The sequence below is a fragment of the Enterobacter sp. JBIWA005 genome, from assembly GCF_019968805.1.
Taxonomy (GTDB): domain Bacteria; phylum Pseudomonadota; class Gammaproteobacteria; order Enterobacterales; family Enterobacteriaceae; genus Enterobacter; species Enterobacter vonholyi.
In genome coordinates this window covers 3,395,130-3,417,128 of the sequence record NZ_CP074159.1, presented here as the reverse complement: position 1 = coordinate 3,417,128, position 21,999 = coordinate 3,395,130, and the positions used below count along the sequence as shown (strand labels likewise).

Below are 21,999 nucleotides of genomic sequence, written 5' to 3'. Positions count from 1 at the left end.
AGACAGCGCTACAGCACGCTCAACGCCTTCTCAACCACGTTCTCAACGGTAAAGCCGAAGTACGGGAACAGCTTGTCGGCGGGGGCGGACTCACCGTAGCCCCTCATGCCGACAATCGCCCCTTTCAGACCCACATATTTGTACCAGTAGTCGGCGATACCGGCTTCCACCGCCACGCGCGCTGCGACGTTTGAGGGCAGTACCGATTCGCGGTACGCCTCGTCCTGGGCATCGAAAATATCCGTAGAAGGCAGGGACACCACGCGCACAGCGTGACCTTCGGCGGTCAGTTTCTCCGCCGCTTTCACCGTGATTTCCACCTCGGAGCCGGTGGCAATCAGGATCACGTCCGGCTTGCCGCCGCTGTCCTTGAGGATGTAGCCGCCGCGGGCGATGTTTTTCACCTGCTCCGGAGTACGCTCGATCTGCGCCAGGTTCTGTCGTGACAGAATCAGTGCAGTCGGGCCGTTATGGCGTTCTACCGCCAGCTTCCAGCCCACCGCAGCTTCGACCTGATCGCAGGGACGCCACGTGCTGAAGTTCGGCGTCAGGCGCAGGCTCGCCAGCTGTTCAACCGCCTGGTGGGTGGGGCCATCTTCTCCCAGACCGATGGAGTCGTGGGTATAGACCATAATCTGCCGCGCCTTCATCAGCGCTGCCATGCGCGCCGCGTTACGGGCGTACTCGACGAACATCAGGAAGGTGGCGGTGTAGGGCACGAAGCCGCCGTGATGGGCGATGCCGTTGGCAATCGCGGTCATCCCGAACTCGCGCACGCCGTAGTGGATATAGTTCCCGGCGATATCCTCTTTCAGCGATTTCGATCCCGACCAGATGGTCAGGTTACTCGGCGCCAGATCCGCCGATCCGCCGAGCAGTTCGGGCAGAAGAGGGCCGATTGCATTCAGGGTATTTTGCGACGCCTTACGGGTGGCGATTTTCGCCGGGTTGGACTGCAGATTTTCAATCAGCGCCTGGGTTTTATCGTCCCAGTCTTCCGGCAGGCCGCCGCTCATGCGGCGGGAAAACTCGGCTGCCAGTTCAGGATGCGCTTTTTTGTAGGCGGCAAATTTATCGTTCCATGCGTGCTGCGCTTTCTCACCCTCTTCGCGGGCATCCCATGCCCGGTAGATCTCTTTCGGGATCTCAAACGGCGGATGTTTCCAGCCCAGCTTCTGCCGGGTCAGCGCCACTTCCTCCTCGCCCAGCGCCGCGCCGTGCGCCTCTTCTTTACCCGCCTTGTTCGGCGAGCCGAAGCCGATCGTGGTGCGGCAGATAATCAGGGACGGTTTGTCCTTCACGCTTTGCGCTTCCTGAATCGCTTTTTTCACCGCTTCTGGGTCGTGACCGTCGATCTCATGCACCACGTGCCAGTGGTAGGCTTCGAAGCGTTTTGCCGTGTCGTCGGTAAACCAGCCTTCGGTTTCCCCGTCGATGGAGATTCCGTTGTGATCGTAGAACCCGATCAGCTTGCCGAGCCCCAGGGTGCCCGCCAGGGAGCAGACCTCATGGGAGATCCCCTCCATCAGACAGCCGTCACCCATAAACACGTAGGTGTAGTGATCGACAATCTCGTGGTCCGGCTGGTTGAACTGTGCCGCCAGCGTGCGTTCGGCAATCGCCAGCCCGACCGCATTTGCCAGCCCCTGGCCGAGCGGCCCGGTGGTGGTCTCCACTCCTGGCGTATAGCCGATCTCCGGGTGCCCCGGGGTTTTGGAGTGCAGCTGGCGAAAGTTTTTCAGCTCCTCAAGCGGCAGATCGTAGCCGGAAAGGTGCAACAGGCTGTAGAGCAGCATTGAGGCGTGACCGTTGGAGAGAATAAAGCGGTCGCGATCGTACCAGGTGGGGTCATTGGGGTTGTGCTTCAGAAAGTCGTTCCACAGTACTTCGGCAATATCAGCCATGCCCATCGGCGCGCCGGGGTGGCCGGAATTGGCTTTCTGCACGGCATCCATGCTGAGGGCGCGGATGGCATTGGCTAGCTCTTTACGGGACATAGTTCACTCCGTGGCAAGGTTAAAGTTTGGCGGCGAGAAGATCTTCTAGTTTGCGCTGGTCAACGGCGAACTGGCGGATACCGTCCGCCAGTTTTTCCACGGCCATGGCGTCCTGGTTGTGCTCCCAGCGGAACTCCGCTTCGGTCATGGCTTTCGGTTTTGGCAGAACGGTGGAGGTCGGCACCAGCTTGCGGATCACCGTTTCTTCTTTGTCCTGTAGCTCCTGGAGCAGATTGGGTGAAATTGTCAGGCGGTCGCAGCCTGCCAGGGCGAGGATCTGCTCGGTACGGCGGAAGCTGGCACCCATCACGATGGTTTCGTAGCGGTGCTGCTTGTAGTAGTCGTAGATATTACGGACCGATTTCACGCCCGGATCCTCATCCACCACGTACGGATCCATCGGCTGTTTCGCCAGGTACCAGTCGTAGATGCGCCCGACAAACGGCGAGACGAGGAACACGCCCGCTTCGGCACAGGCGCGCGCCTGGGCAAACGAGAACAGCAGCGTCAGGTTGCAGTGGATGCCCTCTTTTTCCAGTACCTCTGCCGCTCGGATGCCTTCCCAGGTGGAGGCGAGCTTGATCAGAATGCGTGATTTATCGATCCCCTGTTCCTCGTACAGTTCCACGAGGCGACGCGCCTTGTTGATGCTCTTTTCTTTATCGAAAGAGAGGCGGGCGTCGACTTCGGTCGAGACGCGGCCCGGGATGCTTTTAAGAATTTCCGCACCAAAATTAACTGCCAGCTTGTCGCTGGCTTCGGCGACCTGCTGCTCCTGCGTCTTCCCGCGCTGTTTACCGTAGGCAATGGCGTCATCAATCAGATGACTAAAATGGGTAAGCCCGGCTGCCTTGAGCAGTAGCGAAGGGTTGGTGGTCGCGTCCTCCGGCTGATAGTGGCGAATCGACTCAATATCGCCGCTGTCTGCCACCACCGTGGTGAATTGTTTGATGCCGTCTAGCTGGTTCATAAATGATTACTCCTTGGAAATAAAAGAGTTAGATGAGTGCGTTAGTTCACACTTCTGAAAAAATCATGATGGACTTAACAAAAAAGCATAGCAGACAGGGGAGGCATTGCTTTTGAGACGGGTAACATGGCTGTTATAAATTGATAACAATTTTTAATGTGTGATGGTGAGAGTTTGGCTGCCTTCAAAGTTTAGGAGGCGGCCTGAGGCGATACTAGGCGGCACACCAGGGTGTGCATCAGGATCGCTTACGTCACCCTTTTGACCGATACGTGAAAGGATAAATAAGATGGATGAGCAGTTGAAACAGAGTGCCCTCGATTTTCACGAGTTCCCTGTCCCGGGCAAAATCCAGGTCTCCCCAACCAAGCCGCTGGCAACTCAGCGCGATCTGGCACTGGCCTATTCCCCGGGCGTAGCTGCCCCGTGTCTGGAAATCGAAAAAGACCCGCTGGCGGCCTACAAATACACCGCGCGCGGCAATCTTGTCGCCGTGATCTCTAACGGCACGGCGGTGCTGGGGCTGGGCAACATCGGCGCGCTGGCCGGTAAGCCGGTGATGGAAGGCAAGGGGGTGCTGTTCAAGAAATTCGCCGGTATCGACGTGTTCGATATCGAGGTGGATGAACTCGATCCTGACAAGTTCATTAACGTAGTGGCCGCGCTGGAGCCGACTTTCGGCGGGATCAACCTGGAAGACATCAAAGCGCCGGAATGTTTCTATATCGAGCAGAAGCTGCGCGAGCGTATGAACATTCCAGTGTTCCATGATGACCAGCACGGTACGGCCATTATCAGCACCGCTGCGATTCTGAACGGCCTGCGCGTGGTAGAGAAAAACCTCTCCGACGTGCGCATGGTGGTCTCCGGCGCCGGCGCCGCGGCCATCGCCTGTATGAACCTGCTGGTGGCGCTGGGTATGCAGAAACACAACATTGTGGTCTGCGACTCTAAGGGCGTTATTTATAAAGACCGCGAGCCGAACATGGCGGAAACCAAAGCGGCGTATGCGGTAGAAGACGACGGCAAGCGCACGCTTGAGGACGTCATTGACGGCGCGGATATCTTCCTCGGCTGCTCGGGTCCGAAGGTGCTGACCCAGGAGATGGTGAAGAAGATGGCGCGTGCGCCAATGATCCTGGCCCTGGCGAACCCTGAGCCGGAAATTCTGCCGCCGCTGGCGAAAGCGGTGCGTGAAGACGCCATCATCTGTACCGGCCGTTCGGACTACCCGAACCAGGTCAACAACGTGCTCTGCTTCCCGTTCATCTTCCGCGGCGCGCTGGACGTCGGCGCAACGGCGATCAACGAAGAGATGAAGCTTGCAGCCGTTCACGCCATCGCGGAGCTGGCCCACGCCGAGCAGAGCGAAGTGGTTGCCTCAGCCTATGGCGATCAGGATCTGAGCTTCGGCCCGGACTACATCATTCCAAAACCGTTCGACCCGCGTCTGATTGTCAAAATTGCCCCTGCGGTGGCCAAAGCGGCAATGGACTCCGGCGTGGCGACGCGTCCGATTGAAGACTTCGACGCTTACGTCGATAAGCTCACCGAGTTTGTCTATAAAACCAACCTGTTCATGAAGCCGATCTTCTCTCAGGCGCGCGCCGACGCGAAGCGCGTGGTGCTGGCGGAAGGGGAAGAGGCGCGCGTGCTGCACGCCACCCAGGAGCTGATCACCTTAGGTCTGGCGAAGCCGATCCTGATTGGTCGTCCGAGCGTGATTGAAATGCGTATCCAGAAGCTGGGCCTGCAGATTAAGCCGGGCGTCGACTTCGAGATCGTAAACAACGAATCCGATCCGCGCTTCAAAGAGTACTGGACCGAATACTACGCGATCATGAAGCGTCGGGGGATCACCCAGGAGCAGGCGCAGAAAGCCGTCATCAGCAACACGACGGTGATCGGCGCGATCATGGTCCATCGCGGCGAGGCGGATGCGCTGATCTGCGGCACCATCGGCGATTACCACGAGCACTTTAGCGTGGTGCAGGAGATCTTCGGCTATCGCGACGGCGTGCATACCGCCGGTGCGATGAACGCCCTGCTGCTGCCGAGCGGCAACACCTTTATCGCTGACACCTACGTTAACGACGATCCGAGCCCGGATGAGCTGGCGGAGATCACCGTGATGGCCGCCGAGACCGTGCGTCGCTTTGGTATCGAGCCGAAGGTGGCGCTGCTGTCGCACTCTAACTTCGGTTCGTCCAAATCTGCGGCGGCTTGCAAAATGCGTGAGACGCTGGCGCTGGTGCGCGAGCGCGCGCCGGAGCTGATGATTGACGGAGAAATGCACGGCGATGCCGCGCTCGTGGAAAGCATCCGTAATGAACGTATGCCGGACAGCCCGCTAAAGGGATCGGCTAATATCCTGATTATGCCGAACGTGGAAGCGGCGCGTATCAGCTATAACCTGCTGCGCGTCTCCAGCTCTGAAGGGGTGACCGTAGGACCGGTGCTGATGGGCGTGGCAAAACCGGTGCACGTGTTAACGCCGATTGCCTCCGTGCGTCGTATCGTGAATATGGTCGCGCTGGCGGTAGTTGAGGCGCAGACGCAGCCGCTGTAATTTTTACCCTCACCCTAACCCTCTCCCTTTGGGAGAGGGCCGGGGTGAGGGGAGGGTTACACCCAGTCCCGAACCTGAATAAACTCTTTTAAGGCAGCCTCCGGGCTGCCTTCTTTTGGCTCGTAGCAGTACTCCCAGCGCACCAGCGGCGGCATCGACATCAGAATCGACTCCGTGCGCCCGCCGGTCTGCAGGCCGAACAGCGTCCCGCGATCCCACACCAGGTTGAACTCCACGTAGCGCCCGCGGCGGTAGAGCTGGAACTCGCGCTCGCGCACGCCGTAGCTGGTGTCTTTACGGCGTTCGACGATAGGCAGGTACGCGTCGGTATAGCCTTCACCCACCGCACGCATAAAGCTGAACGCGGTATCAAAATCAGGCGTGTTGAGATCGTCAAAGAACAGTCCGCCGATGCCGCGCTGCTCGTCGCGATGCTTCAGGTAAAAGTAGTCGTCGCACCACTTTTTATATTTCGGGTAAATGTCTTCGCCAAACGGCAGGCAAAGATCCCGCGCGGTGGTGTGCCAGTGCACGGCATCCTCTTCGAAGCCGTAGTAGGGCGTCATGTCGAAACCGCCGCCAAACCACCAGACCGGATCGGCCCCCGGCTTTTCCGCAATGAAAAAGCGCACGTTGGCGTGGCTGGTTGGCACGAACGGGTTGTGCGGGTGCACCACCAGCGAGACGCCCATCGCTTCGAAGCTGCGGCCCGCGAGTTCGGGACGATGTGCCGTCGCAGACGCGGGCATGGCGTCACCGTGAACGTGGGAAAAATTCACGCCAGCCTGTTCGAAGATGCCGCCGTTACGCAGCACGCGGCTGCGCCCGCCGCCGCCGGCCTCGCGCTGCCAGGTATCTTCCTGAAATTCTCCGCAGTCTGCGGCGGCCAGTTTCTGGCAAATCTCATCCTGCAGCTTCAGCAGGAAAGTTTTGACCAGTTGTGCATCGGGTTTCATCAACGTTTCCTGGAGTGCGCTTTTTGGTTATCGAACCAGTTGAAATAACTGATAATGCCAGAGGCGATAGCGTTGGCGATCTTCTGACGAAATGCCGTGGTGCCAAGGAGTCGCTCCTCTTCCGGGTTGGTGATGAAGGAGGTTTCCACCAGCACGGACGGGATGGACGGTGATTTCAGGACCACGAACGCCGCCTGCTCGGTGCCTTTGCTGTGCAGGCGATGCACCGGCTTAATCTTCTTCAGGATGTGCGAGCCAAGCGTCAGGCTGTTTTTGATTGTATCCGTCTGCACGAGGTCGAACAGCACCTGCTGTAGCAGGTGGTCTTTGTCGGTGGCTTTTTTCCCGGCGACTTCATCCGCCCGGTTTTCGCGGTCGGAGAGGTATTTCGCCATGGCGCTACTGGCGCCGCGGTTGGAAAGCGCAAACACCGAGGCACCTGCCGCAGAAGGGTTGGTAAAGCCGTCCGCGTGAATCGACATAAACAGATCCGCACCGTGCTGGTGGGCGATCTCTACGCGGTCATACAGCGGAATAAAGGTATCGCCAGAGCGCGTCAGACGGGCGTCAATGCCGTTACTGCGTAAAATCGTCCGCACATTTTTTGCAATCGCCAGCACGACGTGTTTTTCTTTCGACCCGTTTTTGCCGATGGCGCCGGTATCAATGCCGCCGTGCCCAGGGTCGAGCATCACCAGACGCTTCGCGCCCGGCTTTTTGCTTTTCGGTTTGCTGTGTCCGTTACTGGTTTTAAGCGTGCTCTCGTCTTTCGCCTGAGCCTGCTTTGCGATACCCGTTAACGTTAAGGCCGCCAGCCCCGCTTTGAGAACCTGACGACGCGATGTGAGTGCTTTTAATGGTTTGAATGTGCTCATGCGGCCTGAATACTAAAAAATGGGGTCCTGGTGTTATATCGTATCGTGTTTCCCGTTACGACAGTCCATGTTGAGAATTGTTTTACTTTTCATTTCAATACGTGACAAAGTGACATTATGCCAAATTTTGGCGAGATTTTCCCCGGTTATTGGCTAAAGGCGAGCTTCGCGCCATAATCACTGTTTTTAAACCCGAAAAGGCGGTTAATACCATGGAGATACGCGTTTTTCGCCAGGAAGATTTCGAAGAGGTGATTACCCTTTGGGAGCGCTGCGATCTGCTGCGTCCGTGGAACGATCCGGAAATGGATATCGAACGTAAGGTGAATCACGACGTCAGTCTGTTCCTGGTCGCGGAAGTCAACGGTGAGGTTGTGGGGACGGTAATGGGCGGTTACGACGGCCACCGCGGCTCGGCCTATTATCTGGGCGTCCACCCGGAATACCGTGGTCGCGGCATTGCCAATGCGCTGCTTAACCGGCTCGAGAAGAAGCTGATCGCCCGCGGCTGCCCGAAAATCCAGATTATGGTGCGGGAAGATAACGATGTGGTGCTGGGAATGTATGAGCGTCTGGGCTACGAGCATTCTGACGTGCTGAATCTGGGAAAGCGTCTGATCGAAGATGAAGAGTACTGAGATCCATCCGGCAGACTATGACGCGCAGGGCCGCGTCAGGCTGCCCTTTTTATTCTGGTGCGTTCTGCTGCTCCAGGCCAGAACCTGGGTTCTGTTTGTGATGGCCGCCGCGTCGCGCGGGCAGGGCGATACGCTGCTGAATCTTTTTTATCCCGATCACGATGCTTTCTGGCTCGGCTTACTGCCGGGCGTACCGGCGGTGGTGGCTTTTTTGTGCAGCGGACGACGGCACCTGATCCCTCGTTTTTGGCGCACGCTTCGCTGGCTGCTAATCCTTGCCCAGACTGCGCTGCTCTTATGGCAGCCGGTTCTCTGGTGGTACGGTGAACCGCTGACGGGCACCGGCGTTGCGCTGGTGGTGGCCGATATTGTGGCGCTGCTGTGGCTGATGACCAACCCGCGTCTTCGTGCCTGTTTTGCGCCTCAGGATGATTAATCCGGCACTTTTTGCCGATGTCGCACTCCAACAAGCGTTGATTTAACAAGTAAGGACGTTTTAATGAAATCGCTGCGTTTACTCTTATGCGCTCTCCCGCTGGCATTGACCGGCTGTTCGACGCTCTCCTCCATTAACTGGTCCGCTGCGTATCCGTGGAACTGGTTTGGCTCATCAACGGAAGTAACCGAGCAGGGCGTGGGGAAAATTACCGCCGCGACGGCGCTGGATCAGAATGCTATCCAGGATGCGCTCAGCAGTGATTACCGCCTGCGCAGCGGCATGAAAACGGAGAATGGCAATATTGTTCGCTACTACGAGGCGCTGAAGGGCGACAAGCTGGCGCTGGTGATCAACGGTGACAAAGGCACGGTCAACCGAATTGCGGTGATGGATGCAGATATTCCGACGGCGAGCGGTGTGAAGGTGGGGACCCCGTTTAGCGATCTTTATAAGCAGGCCTTTGGCAACTGCGCCAGCGTGCCGTCTGACGACAAGGTTGCGGTGGAATGTAAGGCTGAAGGCAGCCAGCACATCAGCTATGTCTTCACCGGCACCTGGAGCGGCCCGGAAGGACTGATGCCGTCTGACGACACGCTTAAGAGCTGGAAAGTGAGCAAAATACTCTGGAAGCAGTAATTTGCGCCTGAGCAAACCGCCTCGCTGAAATCCGGGTATAATACCCGCTATCAATGCCACGCTGACGTGGCATCTTTATTTCAGGAGGAGCGATGTCTCAGGTTCAGAGTGGCATTTTGCCAGAACATTGCCGCGCGGCGATTTGGATTGAAGCCAATGTTAAAGGGGATGTGGATGCCCTGCGTGCGGTCAGCAAAGCGTTTATTGATAAACTGGCGACCTTCCAGGCCAAATTCCCGGAAGCACACCTCGGCGCCGTTGTCGCCTTTGGCAATAACGTCTGGCGTCAGCTGAGCGGTGGTGAAGGGGCGGAAGAGCTGAAAGACTTCATCCCATACGGCAAAGGTCTGGCTCCGGCAACCCAATACGACGTGCTGATCCACATTCTCTCCCTGCGCCACGATGTGAACTTTTCCGTTGCCCAGGCGGCGGTAGCGGCTTTTGGCGACAGCATTGATGTGCAGGAAGAGGTTCACGGCTTCCGCTGGGTCGAAGAGCGCGATCTGAGCGGCTTCGTCGACGGTACCGAAAACCCGGCGGGCGAAGAGACGCGTCGTGAAGTGGCGGTGATTAAAGACGGCGTGGATGCGGGCGGCAGCTACGTGTTCGTGCAGCGCTGGGAGCACAACCTCAAGCAGCTTAACCGCATGAGCGTGCACGACCAGGAGATGATGATTGGCCGTACGAAAGAGGCTAACGAAGAGATTGACGGCGACGACCGTCCCGTTACCTCGCACCTGACCCGCGTTGACCTCAAAGAAGACGGCAAAGGGCTGAAGATTGTCCGCCAGAGCCTGCCGTACGGTACTGCAAGCGGAACGCACGGCCTTTACTTCTGCGCCTACTGCGCGCGCCTGTATAACATCGAGCAGCAGCTGCTGAGCATGTTCGGTGATACCGACGGCAAGCGCGACGCCATGCTCCGCTTCACCAAACCGGTGACCGGCGGCTACTACTTTGCGCCGTCCGTTGAGCGTTTGCTAGCGCTGTAATGGCATTTCTCCCTCTCCCTGCGGGAGAGGGCCGGGGTGAGGGCACCAAGCCTCACCCTTATTCCCTTTTCTGCTTCTAAATCACCAAACGGTATATAAAACCGTTACTCCTTTCATCCCCGTTATAAATATTATGACTATAAGATAGTCATCACATTTATAAGGGTGCGCAATGGCCGTTACTGTACTGAAAAAAGGAACTCTGGCGCTGGCAGGTTTACTGCTGGTGGCACAGGCGCAGGCGACTGAACTGTTGAACAGTTCGTATGATGTCTCCCGCGAGCTGTTTGCCGCCCTTAATCCACCGTTTGAACAGCAGTGGGCGAAAGACAATAACGGCGACAAGCTGACCATCAAGCAGTCCCACGCCGGCTCGTCCAAGCAGGCGCTGGCGATTTTGCAGGGCCTGAAAGCGGATGTGGTGACTTACAACCAGGTGACTGACGTGCAGATCCTGCACGACAAAGGCAACCTCATCCCGGCGGACTGGCAGAGCCGTCTGCCGAACAACAGCTCCCCGTTCTATTCCACCATGGGCTTCCTGGTGCGTAAGGGCAACCCGAAGAATATCCACGACTGGAGCGATCTGGTGCGTTCCGACGTGAAGCTGATTTTCCCGAACCCAAAAACCTCCGGTAACGCGCGTTATACCTATTTAGCCGCGTGGGGCGCGGCGGACAAGGCTGACGGTAACGATAAAGCCAAAACCGAGCAGTTCATGACCCAGTTCCTGAAAAACGTCGAAGTGTTTGATACCGGCGGCCGCGGGGCGACAACGACCTTCGCGGAGCGCGGTCTCGGCGACGTGCTGATCAGCTTTGAATCGGAAGTGAATAACATCCGCAAACAGTATGAAGCGCAGGGCTTTGAGGTGGTTATCCCGAAAACCAACATTCTGGCCGAGTTCCCGGTCGCATGGGTGGATAAAAACGTGCAGGCGAACGGTACCGAGAAAGCGGCAAAAGCCTATCTCAACTACCTGTACAGCCCTCAGGCGCAGACCATCATTACCGATTACTACTACCGCGTAAACAACCCGGACGTGATGAACAAGCTGAAAGATAAGTTCCCGCAGACCGCGCTGTTCCGCGTGGAAGAACATTTTGGCTCCTGGCCTGATGTGATGAAAACGCATTTTGCCAGCGGCGGTGAGTTAGACAAACTGCTGGCGGCGGGGCATAAGTAATGTTTGCAGTTTCGACAAAACGCGTCCTGCCGGGCTTTACCTTAAGCCTCGGGACCAGCCTGCTGTTCGTCTGCCTGATCCTGCTGTTGCCGCTCAGCGCGCTGGTGATGCAGCTTGCTCAGATGAGCTGGGCGCAGTACTGGGACGTGGTCACCAACCCGCAGGTGGTGGCGGCCTATAAGGTGACGCTGCTGTCGGCGTTTGTCGCCTCCATTTTTAACGGCGTGTTTGGCCTGCTGATGGCGTGGATCCTGACCCGCTATCGCTTCCCGGGCCGCACGCTGCTTGACGCCCTGATGGATCTGCCGTTTGCGCTGCCGACGGCGGTGGCGGGCTTAACCCTCGCGTCGCTCTTCTCTGTAAACGGGCTGTACGGCGAGTGGCTGGCGAAATTTGATATCAAAGTAACCTACACCTGGCTCGGTATCGCGGTGGCGATGGCCTTCACCAGCATCCCGTTTGTGGTACGTACCGTGCAGCCGGTGCTGGAAGAGTTGGGTCCGGAATACGAAGAAGCGGCGGAAACACTGGGCGCCACGCGCTGGCAGAGCTTCCGCAAGGTGGTGCTGCCGGAGCTCTCTCCAGCGCTGATGGCAGGTGTTGCGCTGTCGTTTACCCGCAGCCTCGGTGAGTTCGGCGCGGTGATTTTTATCGCCGGGAACATCGCCTGGAAAACGGAAGTGACCTCGCTGATGATTTTCATCCGCCTGCAGGAGTTTGATTATCCGGCGGCGAGCGCGATTGCTTCGGTGATCCTCGCCGCCTCGCTGCTGCTGCTGTACTCGATTAACACTCTGCAAAGTCGCTTTGGTCGACGTGTGGTAGGTCACTGATGGCGGAAGTTACGCAATTGAAGCGATACGATGCGCCCCGCATCAACTGGGGTAAATGGTTTCTGATTGGGGCGGGCGTGCTGGTTTCCGCCCTCATTCTCGTCGTTCCGACGATTTATATTTTCGTTCAGGCGTTCAGCAAGGGTCTGATGCCCGCGCTGGAAAACCTGGCGAACCCGGATATGCTCCACGCCATTTGGCTGACCGTGCTGATTGCCCTGATCACCGTCCCGGTGAACCTGGTGTTCGGTACCCTGCTGGCGTGGCTGGTGACGCGTTTTAACTTCCCGGGACGTCAGCTGCTGCTGACCCTGCTGGATATTCCGTTTGCCGTGTCGCCGGTGGTAGCGGGCCTGGTGTACCTGCTCTTTTATGGCTCCAACGGCCCACTGGGCGGCTGGCTGGATGCGCATAACCTGCAGATCATGTTCGCCTGGCCGGGCATGGTGCTGGTCACCATCTTCGTGACATGTCCATTTGTAGTGCGCGAACTGGTGCCAGTGATGCTAAGCCAGGGGAGCAACGAAGACGAAGCGGCGGTGCTGCTGGGGGCTTCGGGCTGGCAAATGTTCCGCCGCGTGACGCTGCCGAACATCCGCTGGGCGCTGCTTTACGGCGTGGTGCTGACCAACGCCCGCGCGATTGGCGAGTTCGGTGCCGTTTCCGTTGTTTCCGGCTCCATTCGCGGTGAAACCCTGTCGCTGCCGCTGCAGATTGAACTGCTGCAGCAGGACTACAACACCATCGGCTCGTTTACTGCCGCAGCGTTGCTGACGCTGATGGCCATTTTGACCCTGTTTTTGAAGAGTGTGGTGCAGTGGCGTTTAGAAAATCAGGAAAAACGTCAGCATCAGGAGGGAAATCATGAGCATTGAGATTGCCAATATTAAGAAGTCTTTTGGTCGCACCCAGGTGCTGAATGATATCTCGCTGGATATCCCTTCCGGACAAATGGTGGCGCTGCTGGGGCCGTCCGGCTCGGGCAAAACCACGCTGCTGCGCATTATCGCCGGGCTTGAGCATCAGACCAGCGGACACATCCGCTTCCACGGCACCGACGTGAGCCGCCTGCACGCCCGCGATCGTAAAGTGGGTTTTGTGTTCCAGCATTACGCCCTGTTCCGCCACATGACCGTATTTGACAACATCGCGTTTGGGCTTACCGTGCTGCCGCGTCGCGAGCGCCCGGATGCGGCAACCATTAAGGCTAAGGTGACCAAACTGCTGGAGATGGTGCAGCTGGCTCACCTGGCGGATCGTTTCCCGGCCCAGCTGTCCGGCGGGCAGAAACAGCGCGTAGCGCTGGCTCGCGCGCTGGCCGTTGAACCGCAAATTCTGCTGCTGGATGAGCCCTTCGGCGCGCTGGATGCGCAGGTGCGTAAAGAGCTGCGCCGCTGGCTGCGTCAGCTCCATGAAGAGCTGAAATTCACCAGCGTCTTCGTGACCCACGATCAGGAAGAGGCGATGGAAGTTGCGGATCGCGTGGTGGTCATGAGCCAGGGCAACATTGAGCAGGTTGACGAACCGGAGCAGCTCTGGCGTGAACCGGCGACCCGCTTCGTGCTGGAGTTTATGGGCGAGGTGAACCGTCTGCAGGGCACTATTCGCGGCGGTCAGTTCCACGTGGGCGCGCACCGCTGGCCGCTGGGCTATACCTCCGCGCACCAGGGCCCGGTCGATCTGTTCCTGCGTCCGTGGGAAGTGGACGTGAGCCGCCGAACCAGCCTGGATTCACCGCTGCCGGTGCAGGTGCTGGAAGCGAGCCCTAAAGGTCACTACACCCAACTGGTGGTACAGCCGCTGGGCTGGTATACCGAGCCGCTGACCGTGGTCATGCGCGACGACGTCCCGCCGCACCGGGGGGAGCGCCTGTTTGTCGGGCTGCAGCATGCCCGGATTTATCACGGGAAGGAGCGCATCGAGACGCGCGAGGATATTGCTCTGGCGGAGTCAGCCTGATAGGTTATTAGGATGTTTATCGCCCGGTGGCGCTGCGCTTACCGGGCCTACAGTTATCACTGCGTCTTGTAGGCCGGGTAAGCGAAACGCCACCCGGCTTTTTTATTGAGTAAAAAACGTGAATACACTCGAACACACCATCGGCAACACCCCTCTGGTCAAACTTCAGCGCATGGGGCCGGCTAACGGCAGCGAAATCTGGGTCAAACTCGAAGGCAATAACCCGGCGGGGTCGGTAAAAGATCGTGCCGCGCTGTCGATGATTGTCCAGGCTGAAAAACGCGGAGAAATTAAGCCGGGAGACGTGCTGATTGAAGCCACCAGCGGCAACACCGGTATCGCCCTGGCGATGATTGCGGCGCTGAAAGGCTACCGCATGAAGCTGCTGATGCCGGACAACATGAGCCAGGAGCGCCGCGCCGCGATGCGTGCCTATGGGGCCGAGCTGATTCTGGTGACCAAAGAGCAGGGGATGGAAGGCGCGCGCGACCTGGCGTTACAAATGGCCGAGCGCGGCGAAGGTAAACTGCTCGATCAGTTTAATAATCCGGACAACCCGTACGCGCACTACACCACCACCGGCCCGGAAATCTGGCAGCAAACCGACGGGCGAATCACCCATTTTGTCTCCAGCATGGGCACCACCGGCACCATTACCGGCGTATCGCGTTTTCTGCGCGAGCAGGACAAAGCCGTCACCATTGTGGGCCTGCAGCCGGAAGAGGGGAGCAGCATTCCGGGCATTCGCCGCTGGCCGGCGGAGTATATGCCCGGCATCTTTAATGCGCAGCTTGTGGACCAGGTGCTGGATCTTCACCAGCGCGAGGCGGAAAATACCATGCGTGAGCTGGCCGTACGCGAAGGTATCTTCTGCGGCGTCAGCTCGGGCGGCGCGGTAGCGGGCGCGATTCGGGTAGCGCAGGCAAACCCGGGCGCTGTGGTGGTGGCGATTATTTGCGATCGCGGCGATCGCTATCTGTCTACCGGCGTCTTTGGTGAAGAGAGTTATTCGCAGGGGGCGGGGATTTAAGCGTCATGGAGATGATTCTATTCCGGGATAATACCCGGGCGCAGCAAACTGATATTGTCGCGGTACAGTCGCAGGTGGTGTACGGGAGCGTGGGTAACAGCATTGCGGTGCCTAATATTCGAACCCACAGGCTGAACGTCACCGCCGTGCCAACGGTACTGTTCAGCAACACGCCACACTATGACACCTTCTATGGTGGCGTGATCCCCGATGAGTGGTTCAGCGGCTACCTGAAGGCGCTGGAAGAGCGCGAGATCCTGCGCGAGCTTAAGGCGGTTACCACAGGCTATATGGGCAGTGCCAGCCAGATCGTCCTGCTGGCGCAGTGGCTGAAGGCGGTCAAAGCTCAGCATCCTGATCTGCTGGTGCTGGTCGACCCAGTTATCGGCGATATCGACAGCGGGATGTACGTGAAGCCGGATATCCCGCAGGCTTATCGGGAGCACCTGCTGCCGCTGGCGCAGGGGATTACGCCAAACGTCTACGAGCTGGAAGTGTTAAGCGGCAAGCCGTGCCGCACGCCGGAAAGCGCCATCGCGGCGGCACAGGGACTGCTTTCAGACAGCCTGAAATGGGTGGCGATCACCAGCGCGCCGGTCGCAGACGACCCGCAAAACATCCACGTGGTACTGGTGACGAATGAGGGCGTGACCGTCAGCGCGCACCCGCGCGTAGAAACCGATCTGAAAGGGACGGGCGACCTGTTCTGTTCAGAGCTGGTGAGCGGAATTGTAGAGGGGAAAACCGTTGCAGATGCCATTCGCATGGCCGGCGATCGGGTGACTGACGTGATGCTTTATACCCAGTCGAAAGGCTACGACGAGCTTATCCTCCCGGCATAAACAAAAATGGCGCCCGAAGGCGCCATTTTTCTGTGCGGGCAAGAATTACTTCTTGATGCGGATAACCGGGGTTTCACCCACGGTGACGCTGCCAGACAGTTTGATCAGTTCTTTGATTTCGTCCATGTTGGAGATAACAACCGGCGTCAGGGTAGACTTGGCTTTTTCTTCCAGCAGTGGCAGATCGAATTCAATCACCGGGTCGCCAACTTTAACACGCTGGCCTTCTTCCGCGATACGTTTGAAGCCTTCGCCTTTCAGTTCAACGGTGTCGATACCGAAGTGAACGAACAGTTCGATACCGCTATCAGATTCGATAGAGAACGCATGGTTGGTTTCAAAAATTTTACCGATGGTGCCGTCAACTGGAGCAACCATTTTGTTGCCAGTTGGTTTGATAGCAATGCCATCACCAACGATTTTCTCAGCAAACACTACATCCGGCACGTCTTCGATGTTGACGATCTCGCCGGAGAGCGGAGCAACAATCTCAATAGTTCCGGAGTCTTTCTTATCATCAGAAACCAGAGATTTCAGTTTATCGAACAAACCCATGATCTTCTCCTAAGCAGTAATTTGGGCCGCATCTCGTGGATTAGCAGATTGTTTTTTCTTCAATGAACTTGTTAACCAGCGTCATTAACTCGTCCGTTGTCGGTTGAGCAAGAGCCTGCTCTGCTAACACCTTCGCATCTTCGAAGTTCGTGTTACGGATAATCTTCTTAATGCGCGGGATGGAAATGGCGCTCATAGAGAATTCGTCCAGACCCATACCCAGCAACAGAAGTGTAGCACGTTCGTCGCCTGCAAGCTCACCACACATGCCAGTCCATTTACCTTCTGCATGAGAAGCATCAATAACTTGCTTGATCAAGTTCAGTACGGACGGTGACATTGGCTGGTAGAGATGTGAAATCATATCATTACCACGGTCAACTGCCAGGGTGTACTGCGTTAAATCATTGGTGCCGATACTAAAGAAATCAACTTCTTTGGCTAAATGACGCGCAATGGTCGCCGCCGCAGGTGTTTCCACCATTACGCCGATCTCGATTGACTCGTCAAACGCTTTACCTTCGTCGCGCAGTTCCTGCTTGTAGATTTCGATCTCTTTCTTCAGTGCACGCACTTCTTCAACAGAGATGATCATCGGGAACATGATGCGCAGTTTACCGAAAGCAGAGGCACGCAGGATCGCGCGAACCTGGTCACGCAGGATCTCTTTACGATCCATCGCGATACGAATCGCACGCCAGCCCAGGAACGGGTTCTCTTCTTTCGGGAAGTTCATGTACGGCAGCTCTTTATCGCCACCAATGTCCATAGTACGGACGATAACCGCCTGAGAGCCACACGCTTCAGCCACGGCTTTATAGGCAGCAAACTGCTCTTCTTCCGTTGGCAGCGCGTCGCGGTCCATGAACAGGAATTCTGTACGATAGAGACCTACGCCTTCCGCACCGTTGCGCTCAGCGCCATCAACGTCGCGAACGGTACCGATGTTTGCGCATACTTCTACCTGATGGCCGTCAAGGGTGATAGCTGGCAGGTCTTTCAGCTTAGCGAGTTCCGCTTTTTCAGTCGCAACCTGCTCCTGAACCGCGCGCAGTTTATCGATCTCTTCATTAGTTGGGTTGACGTAAACCAGATTGTTTACGGCATCCAGAATCAGATAGTCGCCGTTTTTCACCTGAGAGGTGACGCTACCGGTACCCACGATGGCAGGCAGTTCCAGAGAGCGCGCCATGATAGAGGTATGGGAGGTACGGCCACCCGCGTCGGTGATGAAACCGAGGACCTTTTTCAGGTTCAGCTGTGCGGTTTCAGACGGGGTGAGGTCCGCGGCAACCAGGATCACTTCATCCTGAATTGCGCTCAGGTCGATAATGGCCAGACCCAGGATGTTGCGCAGCAGGCGCTTACCGATGTCACGTACGTCAGCCGCACGCTCTTTCAGGTATTCATCATCCAGTTCTTCCAGGGCAGTTGCCTGACCTTCGATAACTTCATGCGCAGCCGCGTCGGCCGTCATGCCTTTATCTTTAATCAGGGCTATGATTTCCTGCTCCAGCTCCTCATCTTCGAGCAGCATGATGTGCCCTTCGAAGATGGCTTCTTTTTCTTCACCGAAAGTTTCGCCAGCTTTAGTTTTGATTGCTTCCAGTTGCGCAGATGCCTTGGCACGACCGCTCAGAAAACGTTCAACTTCCTGATCAACCTTGTCGGCAGAAATTTTTTTCCGGTCGATGACGATCTCGTCTTCTTTCAGCAGCAGTGCTTTGCCGAAAGCGATACCCGGGGATGCTAAAATGCCTGAAATCATAACCCTACCTTACTTGTGACTGATATTTAAAAGAACCCGGAAACTTACTCGAGCTCAGCCATCAGTTTTACCAGATGCTCAACTGCTTTCTGCTCGTCTTCACCTTCCGCAGAGATGGTGACAACGGTGCCCTGAGTCAGGCCCAGAGTCTGCAGTTTGAACAGGCTTTTTGCGCTCGCGCTTTTGCCGTTGGAAGTCACAGTGATTTCAGAAGAAAAGCCTTTTGCTTCTTTAACAAACTGAGCAGCAGGGCGGGTGTGCAGACCGTTCGGAGCGGTAATGGTAACTTCTTGCTGGAACATTGTATTTCCCCAACTTATAGGTTTAGTGTTGTGGAACTAAAGTCTAGCCTGGCGACTGAACTTTAGCCTGTATTGTTAGCGCTGACGTTTCGATCGTCATTAAACATTATGCAGCGAAAGCAAGACTTGAACCAAATCATAAAATCGATTCAGCAAGGCTATTTCATTCACCGATTAATTTCACGCATCAAAATAATTGCTGGTTTAAATACCAGACCCAACGGGGTGAAGCAATGCCAGGAGGGGTAAAAGTTTGAAGCAGGCCACAAAAAAGCACCTGAAAAGGTGCTTTTTTACGCGTTATTAACATGCTGGCACTACTGTTGCAGCTCTTTTTCGGTAAACAGATCGGCAAACAGTGCGGTGCTCAAGTAACGCTCACCCGAGGACGGAAGGATAACCACAATATTCTTATTGGTAAAGGCTTCGTCTTCCTGCAGCTTGAGCGCTGCCGCAACGGCCGCACCGGAAGAGATACCCGCCAGAATGCCTTCTTCATCCATCAGGCGACGCGCGGTAGAGATGGCCTCTTCGTTAGTGATGGTGACCACTTTATCGATCAGCTTCAGATCCAGGTTGCCCGGAATGAAGCCTGCGCCAATACCCTGGATTTTATGCGGGCCTGGTTTGAGCTCTTCACCGGCCAGGGCCTGGGTGATAACCGGTGAGTCAGTCGGCTCAACGGCAACGGTGATCAGGTCTTTTTTACCCTTTGTGCCTTTAATATAGCGTGACACGCCGGTCAGCGTACCGCCGGTACCCACACCGGAGATAAAGACGTCAACCTGGCCGTCGGTATCTTCCCAGATTTCCGGACCGGTGGTCTTCTCGTGAATTTCCGGGTTTGCCGGGTTGCTGAACTGCTGCAGCAGCAGATATTTCGCCGGATCGCTGGCCACAATCTCTTCGGCTTTCTGAATGGCGCCCTTCATGCCCTTCGCGCCTTCGGTCAGAACCAGGTTCGCGCCCAGCGCTTTAAGCAGCTTACGACGCTCGATGCTCATCGTTTCTGGCATAGTCAGCGTCAGCTTGTAGCCGCGCGCGGCAGCAACATAGGCCAGAGCAATACCGGTGTTACCGCTGGTCGGTTCCACCAGCTCAACGCCAGGCTTCAGCACGCCACGTTTTTCAGCATCCCAAATCATGTTTGCACCGATACGGCATTTAACGCTGAAGCTCGGGTTACGTGATTCGACCTTCGCCAGGATGCGTCCATTACCGATACGGTTCAGTCGAACCAGGGGCGTATGACCGATAGTCAGCGAGTTGTCTTCATAAATCTTACTCATGGCCTGTCCTTAACTGTATGAAATTGGGATACCGACCCAGCATACCTGTTGAGCAGGTAGGGGGAAGTAAGGAATTCGCATATCTATATACTGCAAGGAAATAATGGGGATCAGTATGGAATAAGGGGCGGCATAAGCCACCCCTGCTTTACACATTTTTGCATTATTTCCATAACGCATGCTTAGCACGGTAGCAGTCGACCCACATCGCCGTCGCGCCGCAAACGGCGACGGGCATAATGAACAGATTAAGGAAGGGAATCATGGTGAACAGGCTGGTCAGTGCGCCAAACTGCATATTGGCGACCTTCTGGCTGCGCAGGGCGGTGCGCATCTCTTTAAACGGTACCTTGTGGTTATCGAAAGGATAGTCGCAGTACTGAATGGCCAGCATCCAGGCGCTGAACAGGAACCACAGCACCGGTGCCACGGTCTGGCCAATGCCTGGCACAAAATAGAGGATAAGCAGCACGAGCGCGCGGGGCAGGTACCAGGCAAACTTCTGCCATTCGCGCTTCATAATGCGAGGGAGGTCTTTCATGATCCCCCATATCCCTGTGTCCGGCGGCGTCGCACCGGTAAGCCGCGCTTCCAGCTGTTCCGCCAGCAGACCGTTAAACGGTGCGGCTATCCAGTTTGCAATTGTCGAGAAGAAGTAGCCAAACACCAGTAGCACGGAGATCACCGCCACCGGCCAGAGCAGGTAGTTAAGCCACTGCAGCCAGTCCGGCACGTAACTCATCAGCGACGGGATCCAGCTCTCCAGTTTTGTAAACAGCCACCAGAACGCGCCGCCCATAAGAATAATGTTGATCAACAGCGGCAGAATGACGAAGCGTCGAATCCCCGGCAGGGAGACCAGTTTCCAGCCCTGAGAAAAATACCAGACGCCGCTGCGCGGGGGGGTAGAAGATGTTGAAACCATAGCCAGGCTGTACTCCTTTTTACACAACCAGTGGAATTGCACGCCTATATTATCCACTTACGGAGCAATGACCAGTTCGGAAATGTTCGAAAAACCAGCAAAAAGCACGATTTCCTTCATCTTTATGCTGTGAATGCTCTGCACACACTTGCACTTGACGTAAACGGCAAATACTCTTAGTGAGTAAATGTTTGCCGTGGTGGCAAGGTGTTAGAACAACAGAGAATATAATGATGCAGGATTTGCGTCTGATATTAATCATTGTTGGCGCGATCGCCATAATCGCTTTACTGGTACATGGTTTCTGGACCAGCCGTAAAGAGCGTTCATCGATGTTTCGCGATCGCCCACTGAAGCGCATGAAGTCCAGTCGTGACGACGATGACAGTGAAGATGACATCGACGGCAGCGATGACGACGGCGTGGGTGAAGTTCGTGTTCATCGGGTCAATACTGCGCCCGGCGCAGGCCATGGGGAGCATGAAGCGCCTCGTCCTTCGCAGCACCAGTATCAACCGCCGTATGCTTCTGCACAGCCGCGCCAGCCAGCGCCGCAGCCTGTGGAAGAGCCGGTGCGCCAGCCGCCGCAACAGCCTGTTTATCAGCAGCCTGCTGCGCCACAGCCGGTTCAACATCAACCGGTACAGCAACCGGTTCAGCAGCCCGTGCAGCAACAACCTGTTCAGCCGGTACAACAACCGCAGCAGCCTGTTCACGTACAGCCTGCGCCTCAGCCTGCTCCGGCCCCGCACGTTGAGCCTGAGCCCGTTGCAGAGCCAGAGCCGGTTGTTGAAAAACCGCAGCGTAAAGAAGCGGTGATCATCATGAACGTGGCCGCGCATCACGGTAGCCATCTCAATGGCGATGTGCTGCTTAACAGTATTCAACAGGCAGGCTTCAAGTTTGGCGATATGAATATTTTCCATCGCCACCTGAGCCCTGACGGTAGCGGTCCGGCGCTGTTCAGCCTGGCCAACATGGTTAACCCTGGCACCTTCGATCCGGAAATGACCGGTGATTTCGTGACCCCAGGCGTCACTATCTTTATGCAGGTGCCGTCATACGGTGATGAACTGCAAAACTTTAAGCTGATGCTGCAGTCCGCTCAGCACATCGCTGACGAAGTCGGTGGCGTGGTGCTCGACGATCAGCGTCGAATGATGACCCCGCAGAAATTGCGCGAGTATCAGGACCGCATCCGCGAAGTTAAGGAAGCTAACGCGTAATCGCCGCGTTGA

21 protein-coding genes are annotated in these 21,999 nt (G+C 56.6%); 12 read left to right on the top strand and 9 right to left on the bottom strand.

Annotated features, from left to right (window positions below; all coding sequences use genetic code 11):
* Positions 1-8: 8 nt before the first annotated feature.
* Positions 9-1,997: a transketolase gene (gene tkt, locus KGP22_RS16160; protein ID WP_111965193.1), complete on the bottom strand. Its 1,989-nt coding sequence runs from the start codon at positions 1,995-1,997 to the stop codon at positions 9-11.
* A 19-nt stretch (positions 1,998-2,016) separates the two neighbouring features.
* A complete protein-coding gene (tal, locus tag KGP22_RS16155) occupies positions 2,017-2,967 on the bottom strand; it encodes a transaldolase (RefSeq protein WP_223580139.1) in 951 nt (316 codons plus the stop codon).
* A gap of 289 nt (positions 2,968-3,256) precedes the next feature.
* Between tal and maeB the strand changes: the two genes are divergently transcribed.
* On the top strand, positions 3,257-5,536 hold the full coding sequence (maeB, locus tag KGP22_RS16150; RefSeq protein WP_111965194.1) for an NADP-dependent oxaloacetate-decarboxylating malate dehydrogenase: 2,280 nt from the start codon (positions 3,257-3,259) through the stop codon (positions 5,534-5,536).
* A gap of 56 nt (positions 5,537-5,592) precedes the next feature.
* Here maeB and hemF read toward each other — a convergent pair whose 3' ends face one another.
* Positions 5,593-6,492: an oxygen-dependent coproporphyrinogen oxidase gene (hemF, locus tag KGP22_RS16145; RefSeq protein WP_111965195.1), complete on the bottom strand. Its 900-nt coding sequence runs from the start codon at positions 6,490-6,492 to the stop codon at positions 5,593-5,595.
* Positions 6,492-7,367, bottom strand: coding sequence for an N-acetylmuramoyl-L-alanine amidase AmiA (gene amiA, locus KGP22_RS16140; RefSeq protein ID WP_111965196.1), 876 nt, complete (start codon positions 7,365-7,367; stop codon positions 6,492-6,494). Before amiA ends, hemF begins: the two co-directional genes overlap by 1 nt.
* A gap of 212 nt (positions 7,368-7,579) precedes the next feature.
* Between amiA and KGP22_RS16135 the strand changes: the two genes are divergently transcribed.
* The 10 genes from KGP22_RS16135 (at position 7,580) to pdxK (ending at position 15,922) form a co-directional block, all read left to right on the top strand.
* Positions 7,580-8,005 carry a GNAT family acetyltransferase gene (locus tag KGP22_RS16135; protein WP_014884750.1) on the top strand — a complete coding sequence of 142 codons (426 nt, stop codon included), beginning with the start codon at positions 7,580-7,582 and terminating at the stop codon, positions 8,003-8,005.
* The gene (locus KGP22_RS16130; protein WP_111965197.1) at positions 7,992-8,441 is read left to right on the top strand and encodes a DUF2919 domain-containing protein; all 450 of its coding nucleotides are present in this window, start codon (positions 7,992-7,994) and stop codon (positions 8,439-8,441) included. Before KGP22_RS16135 ends, KGP22_RS16130 begins: the two co-directional genes overlap by 14 nt.
* 63 nt (positions 8,442-8,504) lie before the next feature.
* Positions 8,505-9,080: an RpoE-regulated lipoprotein gene (locus KGP22_RS16125; RefSeq protein WP_223580137.1), complete on the top strand. Its 576-nt coding sequence runs from the start codon at positions 8,505-8,507 to the stop codon at positions 9,078-9,080.
* 92 nt (positions 9,081-9,172) lie between these two features.
* A complete protein-coding gene (locus KGP22_RS16120; protein ID WP_223580135.1) occupies positions 9,173-10,072 on the top strand; it encodes a Dyp-type peroxidase in 900 nt (299 codons plus the stop codon).
* A gap of 172 nt (positions 10,073-10,244) precedes the next feature.
* Positions 10,245-11,258 carry a sulfate ABC transporter substrate-binding protein gene (locus KGP22_RS16115; protein ID WP_111965200.1) on the top strand — a complete coding sequence of 338 codons (1,014 nt, stop codon included), beginning with the start codon at positions 10,245-10,247 and terminating at the stop codon, positions 11,256-11,258.
* Entirely contained in the window at positions 11,258-12,091 is an 834-nt protein-coding gene (gene cysT, locus KGP22_RS16110) for a sulfate/thiosulfate ABC transporter permease CysT (protein WP_004123378.1), read from the top strand. Before KGP22_RS16115 ends, cysT begins: the two co-directional genes overlap by 1 nt.
* On the top strand, positions 12,091-12,966 hold the full coding sequence (cysW, locus tag KGP22_RS16105; protein ID WP_045325891.1) for a sulfate/thiosulfate ABC transporter permease CysW: 876 nt from the start codon (positions 12,091-12,093) through the stop codon (positions 12,964-12,966). The genes cysT and cysW overlap by 1 nt, the downstream gene beginning before the upstream one ends.
* Positions 12,956-14,050, top strand: coding sequence for a sulfate/thiosulfate ABC transporter ATP-binding protein CysA (cysA, locus tag KGP22_RS16100; RefSeq protein ID WP_008501607.1), 1,095 nt, complete (start codon positions 12,956-12,958; stop codon positions 14,048-14,050). The genes cysW and cysA overlap by 11 nt, the downstream gene beginning before the upstream one ends.
* A gap of 118 nt (positions 14,051-14,168) precedes the next feature.
* Positions 14,169-15,080, top strand: a complete 912-nt coding sequence (cysM, locus tag KGP22_RS16095) for a cysteine synthase CysM (protein WP_223580134.1) — start codon at positions 14,169-14,171, stop codon at positions 15,078-15,080.
* Between the two features lie 5 nt (positions 15,081-15,085).
* Positions 15,086-15,922 carry a pyridoxine/pyridoxal/pyridoxamine kinase gene (pdxK, locus tag KGP22_RS16090; protein WP_111965202.1) on the top strand — a complete coding sequence of 279 codons (837 nt, stop codon included), beginning with the start codon at positions 15,086-15,088 and terminating at the stop codon, positions 15,920-15,922.
* Between the two features lie 45 nt (positions 15,923-15,967).
* On the opposite strand, the gene crr is transcribed toward pdxK, so the two are convergent.
* The 5 genes from crr to cysZ form a co-directional block, all read right to left on the bottom strand.
* Positions 15,968-16,477, bottom strand: coding sequence for a PTS glucose transporter subunit IIA (gene crr, locus KGP22_RS16085; protein WP_003861316.1), 510 nt, complete (start codon positions 16,475-16,477; stop codon positions 15,968-15,970).
* Between the two features lie 40 nt (positions 16,478-16,517).
* Positions 16,518-18,245: a phosphoenolpyruvate-protein phosphotransferase PtsI gene (ptsI, locus tag KGP22_RS16080; RefSeq protein ID WP_023332954.1), complete on the bottom strand. Its 1,728-nt coding sequence runs from the start codon at positions 18,243-18,245 to the stop codon at positions 16,518-16,520.
* Positions 18,246-18,289: 44 nt separating this feature from the next.
* Entirely contained in the window at positions 18,290-18,547 is a 258-nt protein-coding gene (gene ptsH / locus KGP22_RS16075) for a phosphocarrier protein Hpr (RefSeq protein ID WP_045909449.1), read from the bottom strand.
* Positions 18,548-18,864: 317 nt separating this feature from the next.
* Positions 18,865-19,836: a cysteine synthase A gene (gene cysK / locus KGP22_RS16070; protein WP_014884739.1), complete on the bottom strand. Its 972-nt coding sequence runs from the start codon at positions 19,834-19,836 to the stop codon at positions 18,865-18,867.
* Positions 19,837-19,999: 163 nt separating this feature from the next.
* Complete coding sequence (gene cysZ, locus KGP22_RS16065) at positions 20,000-20,761, bottom strand: sulfate transporter CysZ (RefSeq protein ID WP_223580133.1); 762 nt, start codon at positions 20,759-20,761, stop codon at positions 20,000-20,002.
* A 230-nt stretch (positions 20,762-20,991) separates the two neighbouring features.
* Here cysZ and zipA point away from each other — a divergent pair, with 230 nt between their 5' ends.
* The gene (zipA, locus tag KGP22_RS16060) at positions 20,992-21,987 is read left to right on the top strand and encodes a cell division protein ZipA (RefSeq protein WP_223580132.1); all 996 of its coding nucleotides are present in this window, start codon (positions 20,992-20,994) and stop codon (positions 21,985-21,987) included.
* Positions 21,988-21,999: the final 12 nt, after the last annotated feature.